Origin of the sequence: Microcoleus sp. BROC3, assembly GCF_036702515.1 — a bacterium.
Taxonomy (GTDB): Bacteria; Cyanobacteriota; Cyanobacteriia; order Cyanobacteriales; family Microcoleaceae; genus Microcoleus.
On sequence record NZ_JAUBTQ010000039.1, the window covers coordinates 19,641 to 35,457 of the forward strand.

11 protein-coding genes are annotated in these 15,817 nt (G+C 46.4%); 6 read left to right on the forward strand and 5 right to left on the reverse strand.

Annotation, left to right across the window (positions count from 1 at the left end):
* Positions 1–34 precede the first annotated feature (34 nt).
* The gene (locus tag QUB30_RS22700; protein ID WP_333337835.1) at positions 35–796 is read left to right on the forward strand and encodes a nucleotidyltransferase domain-containing protein; all 762 of its coding nucleotides are present in this window, start codon (positions 35–37) and stop codon (positions 794–796) included.
* A 160-nt stretch (positions 797–956) separates the two neighbouring features.
* On the opposite strand, the gene QUB30_RS22705 is transcribed toward QUB30_RS22700, so the two are convergent.
* On the reverse strand, positions 957–1,742 hold the full coding sequence (locus tag QUB30_RS22705; RefSeq protein WP_333337838.1) for a hypothetical protein: 786 nt from the start codon (positions 1,740–1,742) through the stop codon (positions 957–959).
* 531 nt (positions 1,743–2,273) lie between these two features.
* The gene (gene cobJ, locus QUB30_RS22710) at positions 2,274–4,028 is read right to left on the reverse strand and encodes a precorrin-3B C(17)-methyltransferase (RefSeq protein WP_333337841.1); all 1,755 of its coding nucleotides are present in this window, start codon (positions 4,026–4,028) and stop codon (positions 2,274–2,276) included.
* A gap of 218 nt (positions 4,029–4,246) precedes the next feature.
* Between cobJ and QUB30_RS22715 the strand changes: the two genes are divergently transcribed.
* Positions 4,247–8,212, forward strand: a complete 3,966-nt coding sequence (locus tag QUB30_RS22715; protein WP_333337844.1) for a cobaltochelatase subunit CobN — start codon at positions 4,247–4,249, stop codon at positions 8,210–8,212.
* 98 nt (positions 8,213–8,310) lie between these two features.
* On the opposite strand, the gene QUB30_RS22720 is transcribed toward QUB30_RS22715, so the two are convergent.
* A complete protein-coding gene (locus QUB30_RS22720) occupies positions 8,311–8,922 on the reverse strand; it encodes a COP23 domain-containing protein (RefSeq protein ID WP_333337847.1) in 612 nt (203 codons plus the stop codon).
* Between the two features lie 371 nt (positions 8,923–9,293).
* Here QUB30_RS22720 and QUB30_RS22725 point away from each other — a divergent pair, with 371 nt between their 5' ends.
* The 4 genes from QUB30_RS22725 (at position 9,294) to QUB30_RS22740 (ending at position 13,963) form a co-directional block, all read left to right on the forward strand.
* A complete protein-coding gene (locus tag QUB30_RS22725) occupies positions 9,294–10,991 on the forward strand; it encodes an NAD(P)-binding protein (protein ID WP_333337850.1) in 1,698 nt (565 codons plus the stop codon).
* Positions 10,992–11,078: 87 nt separating this feature from the next.
* Positions 11,079–12,905, forward strand: a complete 1,827-nt coding sequence (locus tag QUB30_RS22730; protein ID WP_333337853.1) for an N-acetylmuramoyl-L-alanine amidase — start codon at positions 11,079–11,081, stop codon at positions 12,903–12,905.
* 81 nt (positions 12,906–12,986) lie between these two features.
* Positions 12,987–13,382 (forward strand): SH3 domain-containing protein, encoded by a 396-nt coding sequence (locus QUB30_RS22735; protein WP_333337856.1) that lies wholly within the window; start codon positions 12,987–12,989, stop codon positions 13,380–13,382.
* A 374-nt stretch (positions 13,383–13,756) separates the two neighbouring features.
* Complete coding sequence (locus tag QUB30_RS22740; RefSeq protein WP_333337858.1) at positions 13,757–13,963, forward strand: DDE transposase family protein; 207 nt, start codon at positions 13,757–13,759, stop codon at positions 13,961–13,963.
* Between the two features lie 156 nt (positions 13,964–14,119).
* Here the strand turns inward: QUB30_RS22740 and ctpC are convergent, their stop codons facing one another.
* Positions 14,120–15,475: a carboxyl-terminal processing protease CtpC gene (gene ctpC / locus QUB30_RS22745; protein WP_333337860.1), complete on the reverse strand. Its 1,356-nt coding sequence runs from the start codon at positions 15,473–15,475 to the stop codon at positions 14,120–14,122.
* Positions 15,476–15,562: 87 nt separating this feature from the next.
* Entirely contained in the window at positions 15,563–15,736 is a 174-nt protein-coding gene (locus QUB30_RS22750) for a hypothetical protein (protein ID WP_333110400.1), read from the reverse strand.
* Between the last annotated feature and the right edge of the window lie 81 nt (positions 15,737–15,817).

The following is a 15,817-nucleotide window of genomic DNA, read 5'->3' on the forward strand; positions in this document are numbered from 1 at the left end:
CAAACAAAGCCGTCGCAGAGGGGGACTGAAATAAATGACAGAATACATTTCCGATTTAGCCCCAATTATCTCCGTTCAACCTTATCCGCTGCTGTTTGCGACTGTCAGCGGTTCGCACTTATACGGCTTTCCTTCCGCAGATTCTGACTTCGACTTGCGGGGAGTACACATTTTGCCGCTACCGAAAGTAATTGGGCTGATTTCTGCAGAAGAAACAATCGAAGTTTCTGAAGTTCGGGATGGAATGCAACTCGATTTAGTAACTCACGATATCAAGAAATTTTTTGAGATGCTGTTGAAGCGCAACGGCTACGTGCTAGAACAACTGTATTCGCCGCTGATAGTTTACAGTACAAAGGAACACGAGGAATTAAAGGATCTCGCCTCGAACTGCATTACCAAGCACCACAGCCACCACTATCTCGGTTTTGCTAAAACTCAATGGAAATTGTTTGAGAAAGAACGCCCGCGTCGGGTTAAGCCGCTGCTGTATGTTTACCGGGTGTTGCTGGCTGGGATTCACTTGATGCAAACGGGGGAAGTCGAGGCGAATTTGGTGAAACTTAACGAGAAGTTCCAGTTGTCGTACATTCCTGATTTAATTGCTCGCAAGCTGGCTGGGGAGGAAAAGTCTGTGCTGGAAGATACAGATATTGAATTTTATCAGCAAGAGCGCGATCGGCTAATTAATATATTAGAAGAGGCAAGTTTTACAAGTCATTTGCCGTCAAATCCTAATGCAAAGGTTGCTCTTAGCGATTTTCTGGTAAAGGTGAGAATGTCATCTGTGAACTAAGCTGTTGCACGCCTAATGAGTCGTTTAGTGCAGCAAGCAGCCTACATATTAGTCATTTGGTGCGCCCAAGAGCGCAGAACCGCATAAACCGGCTTGTTTATGGCGATTAAAGACCCAAGTGCAGTATTTTCGTCGTCCATCAAACCCGGTTTCCAGTGATTTACCTTAATAGCTTTCTGTTTGCTGGTTCGCTAAGGGCAGGTAGGCCGATATTTTGATGCTCGGTAACTGGTGTGTTCTTTCCTTGTATGTAAAGATTCAAACTTACCCCGCCTAAATATGTCTTGATATATGACATCAAGGCGTGGATAAATACAACGATGCCCAGCATTTCTAACAACTCTTCAATGGTCGTTAACATCACGTAGGATAGATTGCCCGGTCCTATTGTATAAACTATGTATCCCCCTAGCATTTCCACTCCGATTGCTCCTCCAATATAAAGAGCGGTGGCTGCAACAAACAATTTTCTCGTTGAAACAGGAAGGTGCAACAGAAACTTACTGTAGGACAAAAGAAATAGCGCTACTAGAAAACCGATCGGCACAATCCAAGTAAAGTAAAGAAATCCTGTGGCATTTAGCAGGTTTCGCATCGGGTCAATCAATTTTTCGTGCAATTGACCAATTTCGTCTAAAGATATATATAAAAAAATGAATGATAAAATTTTCCAGTGATGCTGGTAGCGACAGCTATCCAAATTTTTCGCATAGGCGATCGCACCCAGCAAGAGAGAAGTAAACAGCAATGCCAAAAATGAGTAGAAGGTTGGAATGTTCCGCTCGTAATCAACGTTGAATGCCTTTGCGAAGTAATCTCTAGACGGGTAATCCGGCAAGAAGTACAAAGTCATCTGACTTAAGAAAGATAGTACAACTAGACAGGCCACCGCTCGCAGCAGAAACTGGGTTACAGCTCCTGGAGTTAGAGGAATTTGGAATTTCATGTTTTCTTAACCGTTCTCTTAACCTTGATTTAAAGGTATGCTATCAAAAAAAATCTTTTTTCGGTATATCTACAGATAGATAAGAGTCATCCCGGTGAAAGGGTTATTTTTTTAACCGTAAGATTACTGCAAGATTAAGGAATTTAGCCGATATCGATCGCCCTTAATTTTATTGTGGCTATATAAAAAACATTTGTTTTCTGAGATGTAAATTATAGAGATCCAAAAATGAAGCTGAAATCCTTAGTACGGTTGAATCGATATCTAAATTCGATCGATATCTGCAAGAAAAACTCGGCTTCAGGAAGCCGAGATCCCTCAGTAGCGAGGATTTCTGCAAGGAAACGCGATCGCTCCTCAATCGAGAGTGAAAACTATGAGATGAAATAACAGCCCGATCGCGATCGAGTGATGGCACACCATTTGTTAACCTATATTCCCCTATTCCCCCTAGCGAGAGCAAAATATCTCCTTGTCAAAGTCAATTAGCTTTCAGTCAATTGCTTATTTCCGAAGTTTTTCCTGCTTTACTTATTTTTCGTACCTGCGCGGCGTGTAAACCCAAACATCTCCATATTTGCGGGGAATAATCCGAGTCTGACTCGAACCGACAATCACTAAAGTTCTCATGTCGGCGTCTTGCGGCTGGAATTCGCCGAGGGTGCAAACCCGCACAGATTGACCGGGCCGGCCGAGGTTTCGCCCTAGTATGACGGGGGTTTTAGGATCGCGACTTTGCAACAAAATCTCGATCGCTTTTGGGAGTTGCCAATTCCGCTGTTTCGAGATGGGATTGTAAAATGCCATAACTAAATCGGCAGCAGCAGCAGCGGCAATCCGCTGTTCTATGATCTCCCAAGGCTTGAGAATATCCGAAAGCGAAATCACGCAAAAATCGTGTCCGAGGGGTGCTCCGATCGCAGCAGCGGCCGCCTGCATGGCTGAAATGCCCGGTGCCACCCGAATATCAATGCCTTGCCATTCGGGTTTGGCATCAAAGTCGATCGCCTCAAACACCGCTGCAGCCATCGCAAAAATCCCCGGATCTCCCGACGAAACCACGGCGACAGATTTTCCTGATGCTGCTAAATCTAGGGCAAAACGGGCGCGATCGATCTCTTCGCGGTTGTCGGAATCGTGCCGCTTTTGTCCTTCCCGCAGGGTTCCGGCTAAGTCTAGATAGAACTTGTAACCCACCCAATCCGTGGCTTCGCGCAAAATTTCCTTAACTTCCGGGGACATCCAGGGCGCGCCACCGGGGCCGGTACCGACGATCGCGAGTTTGCCGCGGCTAATGCCGATCGCCCTAGCATCAAAGGGTTGGGCGGCCAGGGCGATCGCGCAATTCAGGGAGTTTGGGCGATCGGACTCGATTAAATGACTGTTTGCACCGGCTGCTGTCAGGGCAAGTTGTGCGGCCTTATTTTCGATGAATTCAGTTGAGTCTAATTCGACAAGTTCGGAGAGATTGAAAAAGCGGACGGGGACTTTAAAATATTGTGAAACTGCTTCAAGTGCCGGATTTCCCATCTCATCTTTTAATGCAAAAAATCCAGCAACGGAAGCTGCTGCTAAACCTGCTTTTTCCAAGACTTGCTGGACAAATGAAACCGCTATTTCCGGCTCAATATTCGATATTTTTGTGAGTGCAACTGCTGCAATTTGCGGATGGTAAACTAAACAATCGGGCGTTGGCGCAATTGCTTTTTCGGTGACGCGGATCGTCAATTTTGCCTCGGGGGCGATCGGCAAATTGCTCTCGGAAAGCCAGCTTGCAGCCCCTTCTAGGCGTACTTTTGCCCCGGCGAGCAAATTTGAAATAAAAGTCTTCGCGTCCTCTGGATTCGCTAAATAATAGCCTTGGGGAGGACTCAGCAGCGCGGTGCGAAACCGAATATCCCCGGTGGTGGTAATTGCAGGTTGTACGCCCAGGGCTGCTGCAATCTCTCTGGCCAAATCATTAACGCCGTGCAAACCGCCCAGCAGCGGTACGACGGCGCTTCCGTCTTCTGCGACGGCTAAAACTGGCGGTTCGGCGCGTTTGTCTGACAGCAGCGGGGCGAGGCTGCGGATGATGATTCCGGCGGCGCAGATGCTGATGATTGGGGTTTCTGTTGCAAATAATTCCCGCAATGTTTCGCCGAAGTTGCTAAAGTTGATGTCTGTGTTGGAAGTGCGATCGATTAAACCGTAAATCTGGGAACCGGGGAAATGTGCGGAGATTTTTTTGGCGATCGGCTGGCTGTTTTGACCTAATATAACTATTGCGGGAGGAACTCGAACCATTTTAGATTTTAGATTTTAGATTTTAGATTTTATGAGAGTTGCGACGGAAATTAGGAATTGATAATTGATAATTGGTAATGTACGGGCGGGTTCGCCAAGGTCTGCAATACAACACCAGAAATCTACTAAACCCGCCCCACCCCCACCGAAGATGCTATCTAATATAATATAACCTAATTAAAACAGACTACAATCAATAAATATTTCGAGGTTTGGTTGTGAAACGGATTGTCTTAATTGCAGGGTTTGAATCTTTTAATGCTGATTTGTACCGCAAAGCGGCTGAGTTGGCTGTTTCTGGCTGTCAGGGATTGGAAGTACGGGTTTTTAGCGATCGCGCCCTCGCAGATGAACCCGACGCTGTAGCGGCTGCCCTCTCGAATGCTGATGTGTTTTTCGGGAGTTTGCTGTTTGATTACGATGCGGTAATGTGGCTGCGAGAAAGGGTGCAACATATTCCGATTCGCCTGGTTTTTGAGTCGGCTTTGGAATTGATGAGTCTTACTCAAATCGGCGCTTTTAAAATTGGCGACAAGCCGAAGGGAATGCCGAAACCGGTTAAGTTTATTCTGGATAAGTTCAGCAATGGGCGAGAGGAAGATAAGCTGGCTGGTTATATCAGCTTTTTGAAGGTGGGGCCGAAGTTATTAAAATATGTGCCGGTGCAAAAAGTGCAAGATTTGCGTAACTGGCTGATTATTTATGGTTACTGGAATGCGGGCGGTGCGGATAATGTTGTCTCGATGTTTTGGATTATTGCCGAAAAGTATTTGGGGCTGAAAGTTGCAGAAATTCCGCCGCCTGTAGAAACTCCCAATATGGGTTTATTGCATCCCGATTATAATGGTTATTTTGAATCGCCTCGGCAATATTTGGATTGGTATCTCGGTAATCAAAGTGCTAGGGGCGGGCAAGATGCCCGTTCCACAAAAGATGCTAGGCATCTTGATATAAAGGGTTATAACGGGCAAGATGCCCGTTCCACAAAATTTGAGACGAATTGGTCTAAAAATTCTGACCGGGTTTCTAACGGGCAAGATGCCCGTTCCACAAAATTTGGAAGCAATTGGTTGGCAAATTCAGATCGAGTAAAATCTCCGGTTGTGGGCATCTTGCTTTACCGCAAACACGTTATTACCAAGCAGCCTTATATTCCTCAATTAATCCGCTATTTTGAAGATGCGGGAATTGTGCCTTTGCCGATTTTTATCAATGGCGTTGAAGGCCACGTGGCGGTGCGGGATTGGATGACGACTGCTGATGAAACTGCGCGGCGAAAACAAGGCAATATTGAAACTCTTTCGCTTTCTAAAGATGCTGTGGAAGTTGATGCGATTGTTTCTACTATTGGCTTTCCTTTGGTTGGCGGACCTGCTGGTTCGATGGAGGGTGGAAGGCAGGTGGAAGTTGCTAAGCGGATTTTAACTGCTAAAAATGTACCTTATTTTGTGTCCGCACCTCTGCTGATTCAGGATATCCATTCTTGGACTCGTCAGGGGATTGGGGGTTTGCAAAGTGTGGTATTGTATGCTTTGCCTGAGTTGGATGGCGCGATCGATCCTGTTCCCCTAGGCGGTTTGGTGGGTGAGGATATTTATCTGGTGCCCGATCGCGCCAAACGCCTGACAAGTAGAATTAACAATTGGGTGAAACTAGGTCGAACTCCTCCATCTGAAAGGAAAATTGCGATTATTCTCTACGGGTTTCCTCCCGGTTACGGGGCGGCGGGTACGGCTGCTTTATTAAATGTACCAAAATCTCTGCTAAATTTCCTGCACAAACTTCAAGCAGCAGGTTATACAGTTGGAGAAATTCCGGCTGACGGTGAGGAGTTAATTCGCAGGGTGAAAGAGGCGGATGATGCTGCAACCGCAGATGGGGGCGGATTAACGGGGATGAACGCAGATAAGGAGGGAATTTATGGCAATACTGTTAATGTTAAAACTCTGGAGAAGTGGCTGGGGTATTTGTCAACAAGTCGTATTGAAAAACAGTGGAAATCTCTGACTGGTACTGGGATTAAGACTGACGGCGACGAGTTCCATATCGGTGGCATTCAACTGGGGAATGTTTGGATAGGTTTGCAGCCGCCGCTGGGAATTTCGGGCGATCCGATGCGCTTAATGTTCGATCGCGATTTGACGCCTCACCCTCAATATGCTGCTTTTTACAAGTGGCTGCAAAATGATTTGCAAGCTGATGCTGTGGTTCACTTCGGAATGCACGGAACTGTTGAATGGTTGCCGGGATCTCCTCTGGGAAATACTGGCTATTCTTGGTCGGATATTTTGTTGGGAAGTTTGCCAAATCTTTATATCTATGCCGCGAACAATCCCTCGGAATCGATGTTGGCCAAACGGCGCGGTTACGGTGTTTTAATTTCTCACAACGTGCCGCCCTACGGCCGCGCGGGCTTGTACAAGGAATTGATGGCTTTGCGAGATTTAATTGCGGAATATCGGGAAGATACGGCAAAAAATTATGTGCTGAAAGAGGCTATTTGTAAGAAAATTTTAGATAGCGGTTTGGAGGCTGATTGTCCGTTTGATGAGGCTCGCAAGTTGGGTATTGCTTTTAGTTTTGAGACTGTGGGAATGTTCAGTGCTGATGCTTTTAACCGCTATTTGGTGAAGCTTTACGAGTATTTGCAGGTGGTGGAATGTCGCTTGTTTTCTTCTGGTTTGCACGTTCTCGGGGAACCCCCTAATTCTGAGGAAATGACCTCTTATCTTGAGGCTTATTTTGGGGATAGGTTGTCGGAAGAACAGGTGAAAGCAATTGTTTCGCAAGCAAGCACAGGCATCTTGCCTGTGCCACAAACAAGCACAGGCAAGATGCCTGTGCCACAAGAGGGGTTTGGTGAGGTATTTGAGGAGGGTTTTTTGGTGCGGGATTTGTTGTTGCAAACGACGGATGAGTTGACTAATCTTTTGCGGGGTTTGAATGGGGAATATATTCTGCCGGCACCGGGCGGGGATTTGTTGCGGGATGGGGCTGGCGTGTTGCCAACTGGTCGGAATATTCATGCTTTAGATCCTTATCGGATGCCTTCTCCGGCGGCTTATGAAAGAGGCCGCGAAATTGCTCGAAAAATTATTGAGAAGCACCTTAAGGAACAGGGTAAATATCCTGAGACTGTGGCGGTGATGTTGTGGGGTTTGGATGCTATTAAGACTCGCGGTGAATCTATTGGAATTCTGCTGGAATTGGTGGGGGCTGAACCTCTGAAGGAGGGAACTGGTCGCATTGTTCGCTATGAATTAAAACCGTTGGCTGATGTCGGTCATCCCCGGATTGATGTGTTGGGAAATCTTTCGGGGATTTTCCGTGATAGCTTTGTGAATATTATTGAATTGTTGGATGATTTGTTCGTGCGGGCGGCGGATGCTGATGAACCGGAATCGGAGAATTTTATTCGCAAACACGCTTTGATTTTGCAGGCACAAGGTGTGCAGAATTATTCGGCAAGGTTGTTTTCTAATCCGGCTGGAGATTTTGGTTCTTTGGTTAACGATAGGGTTGTTGAGGGTAGTTGGGAATCGGGGGATGAGTTGGGGAAAACTTGGGAAAGTCGCAATGTTTTTAGTTACGGGAGGAAGGATAAGGGGGAAGCGAGACCGGAGGTTTTGACTCAGTTGTTGCAAGGGTGCGATCGCATAATTCAAGAAATTGATTCTGTGGAATACGGTTTGACTGATATTCAAGAGTATTATGCGAATACTGGCGGTTTGAAGAAAGCCGCAGAAAAGCAGCGCGGTAAAAAGGTTAACACGAGTTTTGTAGAAAGTTTTTCTCAGGATACAACTCCGCGCAATTTAGAAGATTTGCTGCGCTTGGAATATCGAACTAAGTTGCTAAATCCTAAGTGGGCTAACGCGATGGCAAATCAAGGTTCTGGCGGCGCTTATGAAATTTCGCAGCGGATGACGGCGTTAATTGGTTGGGGCGGAACGGCTGATTTTACTGATAGTTGGGTTTACGATCAGGCTGCTGATACTTATGCTTTGGATGAAGAGATGGCGCAGAAGTTGCGCGAGGCAAATCCTGAAGCTTTTCGCAATATTGTAGGCAGAATGTTGGAGGCTAACGGGCGGGGTTTTTGGCTGCCGGATGCGGATAAGTTGCAGCAGTTGCGCGAGTTGTATGAGTTAACTGATGAGAAGATTGAAGGGGTGACAGTGTAGTTTTTTTAGTCTAAATATTTAGGGGCGGGCTAGAAGCCCAACCCCTACTCCCCACAATAGTTTCCAATTTTTTCAGGTGCAAGTTAGAGGCGCGGCTATTAAATACCCCGATCGCCCTGCGGTTTTGCTACAGGAACTGACGGTTTCTTATTGGGAGAATTAAAAGCTCGATCGACCATATCTCCAAAGGGAACAAACTGCGGTGCAGCCGATTGAGATCCGGTTCTGAAGGTTGTAACTGGCCCGCCGCCGTCTTGGGCAAAATTAATCAATCTTGTTAAAGCTTCACCGGGATTTTTAGCATTTCGCTTGTCTAGGGTGAACAGCAGATTTTGAGAGTTGCAGCGCCCCCGTCCGTTCACGTAACAAACTACGGGCAAGTTATTAACAATTCCTGTTGTTAACTGCAAGTTGCTCAATCTTCCGCCATTCTGGGCAACAGCTTTGGTCAATCTATTGGAAACAATTTGGCAGCGCTGCCAAGGTGTATATTCGCGGCCGAACTCGGTAGATTTCCAAAGAATCATCGGATCTGTCGTCACATTTCCCCGCCGCGCAATTGTGACAAAATTCCGGCCGGAAGTAACGCACTGAAATGTTGTTCTAGCGCTATTCCCAGAGTTGCTGGTAGCTGCTTGCACTTGGCTTGCAAAGGCGACAGTACCGGCGAAAACTAAAGCGGATGCTAATAAGGGTGCAGTGAATTTCATAATAACTCCTGCCGCTAAGGCAGCTAAATTTATGTAGGAAGTCATAGTTGTAGGGACAGGGCAGACTCATGTCCCTACTTATTTAAATTCTGCTGGTTGGCTGTTGCACCCGGATATTTTTCAAATATTAAATGAGGTTAGTTGCACCTTATTTCTGTAGGTACATGGCAGTGCGGTGTCTTTATTTCAACACTTGGCAACGCGGCTGTAGAGGCATCGCACTGCCCTCTCCTTGTTTCAAAACTTCGAGACCACTGCGGCACAAGCATCCTAGATAGTGTTTTTAGCTACATTCTTCAAAGCCAGAGCAGTCAACAATGGTAAGTAAAACTACAAGGACAGCTCCGAAATCGGCTGGCAAATAACTTTTTATGAAACCTCGAATCATTGTTTGCGGGTTGGGCCACACGGGACACAAGATTTTTTGTTTGTTGAGACAGCAAGGAGCGATTGTGGTTGGTATTAGCGATCGCCCAATTCGTAGCGAAACTTCTGATGTAGTTGTCGGCAATTTGCAAGCAGCTTCTACCTTGTTGGCTGCTGGCATTCAAAACGCTAACACTTTAGTAATTGCAGGAGACGATGATGCTGTGAATTTAGCAATTTTGATGCAGGCGAGGATTCTCAATCCGAGGATTCGCATCATCAACAGATTGTTCAATACTAGCTTGGGCGACAGACTCGATCGCACTTTGCCCGATCACGCTTCCATGAGCGTTTCATCATTGGCTGCTCCGGTTTTTGCCTTTGCCGCTCTCGGAAGTCAGGCGATCGGACATTTGCGTTTGTTCGATCGCACTTGGCCGATTCACGAAGAATATATCGATGAAAATCATGCTTGGAAAGGTCGAAAGTTGAGCGATTTGTGGAACGATCGTTCGCGAATGTTGATTTATTATCTGCCGGCTGCTAACAAAATTGATTTAGTATCAGCGGTGCTTGCCGAGCGGCAATGCCAGCAGGGCGATCGGCTAATTGTTGCCACTCAGCCAACTGTGCGTAGCCCTCAAAAAAAATTAAGTCAAAAACTCCTCAAAATCTTAACTAACCTGCGCCGATTTCAGCAGCACAGCCAAGCAGCAGTAATTGTTGTACTGACACTTCTGTCAATGATTGTAGTTGCTACTGCTACCTATATTTGTGTTGACGATAATATCTCAATTGTTGATTCTCTCTATTTTTCTGTAGGGATGATTACCGGAGCCGGAGGCCATGAAAAAGTGGCCGAACAAGCTCCCGAAAGCATTAAACTATTTACAGTTTTCATGATGTTAGTTGGAGCAGGCATCATCGGCATCTGCTACGCACTGCTCAACGACTACGTATTGGGAACTCGCTTTACTGAATATTGGGATGTAGCGCGAGTTCCCCAGCGCAGTCACTACATAATTTGTGGACTCGGCGGCACGGGAATACAAATTGCGAAAGAACTCCACACTAATGGTTTTGAGGTTGTGGCGATCGAGCAAGATCCGAACTGTCGGTTTTTAAGTATGGCTCGCTCTCTCAAAATTCCGGTTATTCAAGGAAGTGCTAGTGTTCCCGCCACTTTAGAAGCTGCTAATATTAAGCAAGCGGCATCTCTTTTGGCAGTTACTAGCAACGATATGTCTAATTTAGAAATTGCCTTAAGTGCTAAAGGATTAGCACCAAAACTACCAGTTATTGTCCGCAATCAAGACTCTCATTTTGCTCTGATGGTGCAGCAAGTTTTTGAGTTTGAATCTGTGTTGAGTTCGACGGAATTGGCGGCACCTGCTTTCGCGGCGGCAGCTATTGGAGGGCGAATTTTGGGCAACGGGATGACTGCCGATCGCCTTTGGGTTGCTTTGGGTACATTGATTACACCGGCACATCCTTTCTGCGGCCACCGCATTCAAGATGCTGCTATGTCTGCTGATTTTGTGCCTTTGTATGTGGAAACTAATTGTCAAACTATTCACGGTTGGGATTTGCTGAATTGTTGTTTGAGTGCGGGAGATGTTTTGTATTTGACGATGCCGGCGAATCGCCTCGATCGACTGTGGATAAACACCTCGGAATTAAAAGTTAAAGATTTTACCCGGTAATTTAGACGATCGGCAATTATAAACCTGATAGAATTGGGCAAGTATAGTAAAAAGAACAAACAGGTTCTCAATTAGCTGCTATTTAGAATGAGAAAATTTTTAGGATTAGTTGTGTTGGGGATGATAATGGCGATCGCCTCTGTAGCTGTCGCCGCTCAACCTTTGTTTGTCGCTTATCCTCCCGCTAACCACAAAACTACAGCCGATCGCATCTTTTTAATCGGTACAGCGCCCGCACCGGGACAAGTATCGGTAAATGGAAACCAAATTTCGCGCACCGCATCCGGGCATTTCGCCCCGACTTTTCCGCTGCAACTCGGCGAAAATCTCTTTACCTTGCGTTACGAAAATCAGGAAGTCAAAGTTAAGGTGACGCGCGAGTCTAATCAGCCGGAAGCCCCTGTAGGATTGGCTTTTGCTAAAGATTCCCTGACGCCGAAAGTCGATGTCGCGAGTTTGCCGGGGGAATATATTTGCTTTGGGGCGATCGCACCTGCGAATGCTCAAGTTTCGGTAAAATTGGCGGGCGTTACTATTCCTTTAAAAGCGCGATCGCAAGTCGAACTACCCGACAACAAATCTGTACTGTTAGGTGAAAACTCCCCGATCGAAAAAGGCGGCAGCGAACAGTATCAAGGCTGCGGGAAAACCCCCCCCACCCCCCCCTTAGCAAGGGGGGGCGATGAGTCTAACTCCTCGCTACCAAAAGGAGAAAAAATTGATTTAGGAGTGCCTGTATTTGAGCTAACAATGAATGATAAAACTATCAGCCAGCAGGGTACTGGCAAGATTTCTATTCTTTCTCCGGCTGACTTAGAAATAGCCGAAGTAACAGCAGATCCTGGGGTCGCCAGAACCGGAGCGAGTACAGATTTTTCTCGGATGACACCGCTGCCGAAGGGAACGCGAGCAACAATTATCGGGCGCGAAGGAGAATGGCTCAGACTCGATTACGGTGCTTGGATTAAAGCTGCGGAAGTGCGAATTGTTAAGGATACAGTGCCTCCGCGATCGATTATTCGCAGCGCCAGCTCGCGTCAAGTTTCCGGCTGGACAGAGGTTTTATTTCCCTTAGAAACACCTGTCCCAGTCACCGTGCAGGAAGGAGAACGCACTTTCACTTTAACCCTGTACAATACTACCGCTCAAACTGACATTATTCGCCTCTCTGATGACCCGGTAATTTCACGTTTGGAATGGCAACAAATCGCGCCACTGCAAGTACAATATACTTTTAATCTCAAATCTGCCCAGCAGTGGGGCTATAAATTGAGATACGAGGGCACAACTTTAGTGCTGTCTTTAAAAAACCCGCCAGCGAATACAAGCATGATACCTGTGTCGCAAGCAAAACCGCTGTCGGGAATTAAGATTCTCATCGATGCGGGACACGGCGGGCCGGAGGATGGAGGTGCTGTGAGTCCAGTGGGAATTAGGGAAAAAACAGTAGCTTTAACGGTGTCGAAATTGGTGCAACAGGAATTGGTAAATCGGGGCGCGAATGTGCTAATGACGCGGGTAGAAGATGTCGATTTGGATTTGCCGCCGAGGGTGGAAATGATTCAAAAAGAAGAACCTGCGATCGCAATTTCAATTCACTACAATGCTTTGCCGGATAACGGCGACGCGATTAAGACTAAAGGCGTCGGCGCTTTCTGGTTTCACCCGCAAGCCCACAGTTTGGCAATGTTTTTGCACAATTATTTAGTTGCCAAGTTGAACCGTCCGAGCTATGGTGTATTCTGGAACAACTTAGCAATGACTCGTCCTGCGGTTGCTCCATCTGTTTTAATGGAATTGGGATTTCTGATCAATCCCGAAGAGTTTGAATGGATTGTGAATCCGACAGAACAGAAGAAGTTAGCCGAGGCGATCGCCCAAGGTGTTACCGAATGGTTTGCCTCTGTCAAATAACAGTTAGTAGTAAGGACTGAAGTCCTTCTCAAAAAGTTCACAGTCAGGACTTCAGTTCGGCCTATCCAAGGAAATGAAATAATGCTAATCTTTACTCAATCAAAAGCCTTTTTTATTGCAGCCGCAGTTGCAACTTTTAGCTTCTCACTTTACAGCTTTCCTGTTTTCGGGAAGCAGCAAAGTATTACTCCCGCAAAAGCCGAAGCTTTAAAAAAGCAAACTCAATGCTCGTTTATTACGGGTAATGGCGGCGCTGTTAACATTCGCAAAGGCCCAGGCAATCAGTACCCGGTTGTTGCTAAACTAAAATTGGGAGACGGAGTTAGGGCCCTCAGCAGACAAGGTAATTGGGTGAAAATTGCGGCCAGATTTTCGGGTAATCCTCCTAATGAAACTTTTACCATCCTTGACGGTTGGGTGAGCAATCAATTTATTAATGGCTGTTCCGAAGACCAATTTGACAGGTGGCGGCAATAGAGAATTTGGTTTGTAGTAAGGATTTGAGTCCTGAGTTTTGATGAATGCTAAAGTCCTCACTACAAACCCAACTGGGAAAGTTTTAAAAGCGGTACAAAAAAGACGATCGCCCTGCTTCATTCTTGCACTGGAGTTGAGACTAAGCTGTTGTGTATTCAAATAGGGTATAATAGAATATTTATTAAATCATTACAAAAAGGCCAGCCAAAAATCATCTCAATCCAAAACAGATAGAGAAACTACACAAAGCTTTGCAAGAGGAAGAACACGGAGATATCAGAGGATTGTATCACAGTTTCAATGCACAACACCTTACTTGATATAATTAGCCAATTGCCTAGGTAGTATCCAGCTTTGATTTGACGAATTTAGCTATGACACAAACACCAAAATTTTATATTGTCAAACGTCCTGCCGGTAATTGCGAAATTTTGCCGTTGGCGGAGCCCTGGCAGAGGCTCGCCCAGCTCGAAGAACAAAACCCCAGTATTATTGAAAAGTGGGGCCCTTACGATTCGCCCGAAGATGCCATAGCCCGCCGCATCGGATTAATTCGCGCCGGAAAATGCCAGCCGCAATGACGGATTGCGATTGCTTTCCTCCGAATCGCGAAAGCTAACGTGACTTGCAATGAAGGATTGCCAGAAATAGCGAAGCATTCGAGTTTAAAATCTGGGATTTTAGCCGTACTTCTTCCCCCGAATGCTTTTTTTTAACTGACATCCTACACAAGTTTTCTACTTCGATTTAGAAGGTGCTGCACTCGGTTTTGCCTGCGCCGCAGTCGGCTTAGGTGGCGCTGCATTCGGTTTCGACTCCGCCTTATCATTCCCAGTTTTACCAGTAACTTGCTTGGTCAAAACTTCCATAGCTTTCGCGTACTGCGGATCGGCAGTTGTAGCGATTTTATCGCGATCGCGCCTCAATTCCTGTTTTTGAGCCTCGGTGAGTTCTACCTTAAAATCCGGTTCAATCCCGGCCTTGTTGATATCAGTACCCTTGGGAGTAAAATACTTGGCAATTGTCACCGCCAAACCGGCACCATTTCCCACGCCGCGTACTGACTGAACTAAACCTTTACCAAACGTCTTTGTTCCCACCAAAACCGCGCGTTTGTTGTCTTGCAAAGCACCGGATAGAATCTCGCTAGCACTTGCTGAACCGCCGTCTACCAGTACAACTAACGGTTTGTCTGTGAGTTCTGCCTTATTTGCCGTTTGTTTATCGGCCTCACCTACTCGATCGACCGTCGAGACGATCGTACCTTCTTTGAGCCACATCCGAGCAATTTCAATACTTCCGTACAGCAACCCGCCGGGATTGGAACGCAAGTCTAAAATATAGCCCGTTACCTTTTTCTCTTCCAAATCCTTAATTGCCGATCGCATTTCCGATGCAGCATTCGCACTGAACTGATTTAAGCGAATATAGCCGACTTCTCCGATGGGAGTTTTCTGCACCGACTTCCGCACGGGATGAATTTCAATTTTAGCGCGTTTCAGCTTAAATTCTAATTCCTTGCTTCCCCGCAAAATAGTCAGCGTCACTTCAGTATTCACCTGGCCGCGAATCAAACTTACCGCTTGATTCGTATCCATGCCTTCTGTGCTCTTGCCGTCAATCTTAGTAATGATATCTTTGGCCAGAATACCAGCAGTAAAAGCAGGGGTATCTTCGATCGGCGAAATCACCACCAACTTCTTAGTTTCCTCATCTTGAGTCAACTGAATCCCAACTCCTGTCAGTTCCCCAGAAGTGTCAACCTGCATATTTCTGAACTCTTGAGGGTCCATAAACCGCGTATAAGGATCGTCCAGTTTTTTCAGCATTTCCCGAATTGCTTTGTAAGCTTCCTCGTCGCTGGTATAGGTCCGATTCAAATAATCATTCCGCACCGCTTTCCAGTCAACCTGGTTAAAAGTGCCATCCACATAACTTTTGTCAATAATCTGCCAAACTTCATCAACTAACTCTTTAGGGCTTCCCCGAAAAGAAGCCAGAGATTTAGAACTGCAACCAGTGTTCGCAAGAGTTACAGCAGTGAGTACCACTGCTGCTGCACTTAGAACAAGCCCTCGTTTTGTTATAACCATTTGTCTGACGCGCGGGAGGAAAAGAGTTCAGAATAATTACGCTCAATCTAACACAGGCAAGGCCGGCTCGCGTTTGGCGTACATATATTATTCAACTTTGCCGAGTTTTGTTCCCTTTCGCCACAGGCAAGATGCCTGTGCCACAAAAAACTCTTGTGGGGTGGGCATCTTGCCCGCCACAGGCAAGATGCCTGTGCCACAAAAAACTCTTGTGGGGTGGGCATCTTGCCCGCCCCCAAACTTCAAAACTAAATCCAGCAAAGCCTACTCTGGTTTGACCCAGCGCCACAGGCAAGATGCCTGTGCCACAAAAAACTCTTGTGGGGTGGGCATCTTGCCCGC

What these genes read in the sequence shown, in the direction of transcription:
- QUB30_RS22700 (WP_333337835.1), top strand. Translation starts at nt 35, where the DNA reads ATGACAGAATACATTTCCGATTTAGCCCCAATTATCTCCGTTCAACCT.
- QUB30_RS22705 (WP_333337838.1), bottom strand. Translation starts at nt 1,742, where the DNA reads ATGAAATTCCAAATTCCTCTAACTCCAGGAGCTGTAACCCAGTTTCTG.
- cobJ (WP_333337841.1), bottom strand. Translation starts at nt 4,028, where the DNA reads ATGGTTCGAGTTCCTCCCGCAATAGTTATATTAGGTCAAAACAGCCAG.
- QUB30_RS22720 (WP_333337847.1), bottom strand. Translation starts at nt 8,922, where the DNA reads ATGAAATTCACTGCACCCTTATTAGCATCCGCTTTAGTTTTCGCCGGT.
- QUB30_RS22725 (WP_333337850.1), top strand. Translation starts at nt 9,294, where the DNA reads ATGAAACCTCGAATCATTGTTTGCGGGTTGGGCCACACGGGACACAAG.
- QUB30_RS22730 (WP_333337853.1), top strand. Translation starts at nt 11,079, where the DNA reads ATGAGAAAATTTTTAGGATTAGTTGTGTTGGGGATGATAATGGCGATC.
- QUB30_RS22735 (WP_333337856.1), top strand. Translation starts at nt 12,987, where the DNA reads ATGCTAATCTTTACTCAATCAAAAGCCTTTTTTATTGCAGCCGCAGTT.
- QUB30_RS22740 (WP_333337858.1), top strand. Translation starts at nt 13,757, where the DNA reads ATGACACAAACACCAAAATTTTATATTGTCAAACGTCCTGCCGGTAAT.
- ctpC (WP_333337860.1), bottom strand. Translation starts at nt 15,475, where the DNA reads ATGGTTATAACAAAACGAGGGCTTGTTCTAAGTGCAGCAGCAGTGGTA.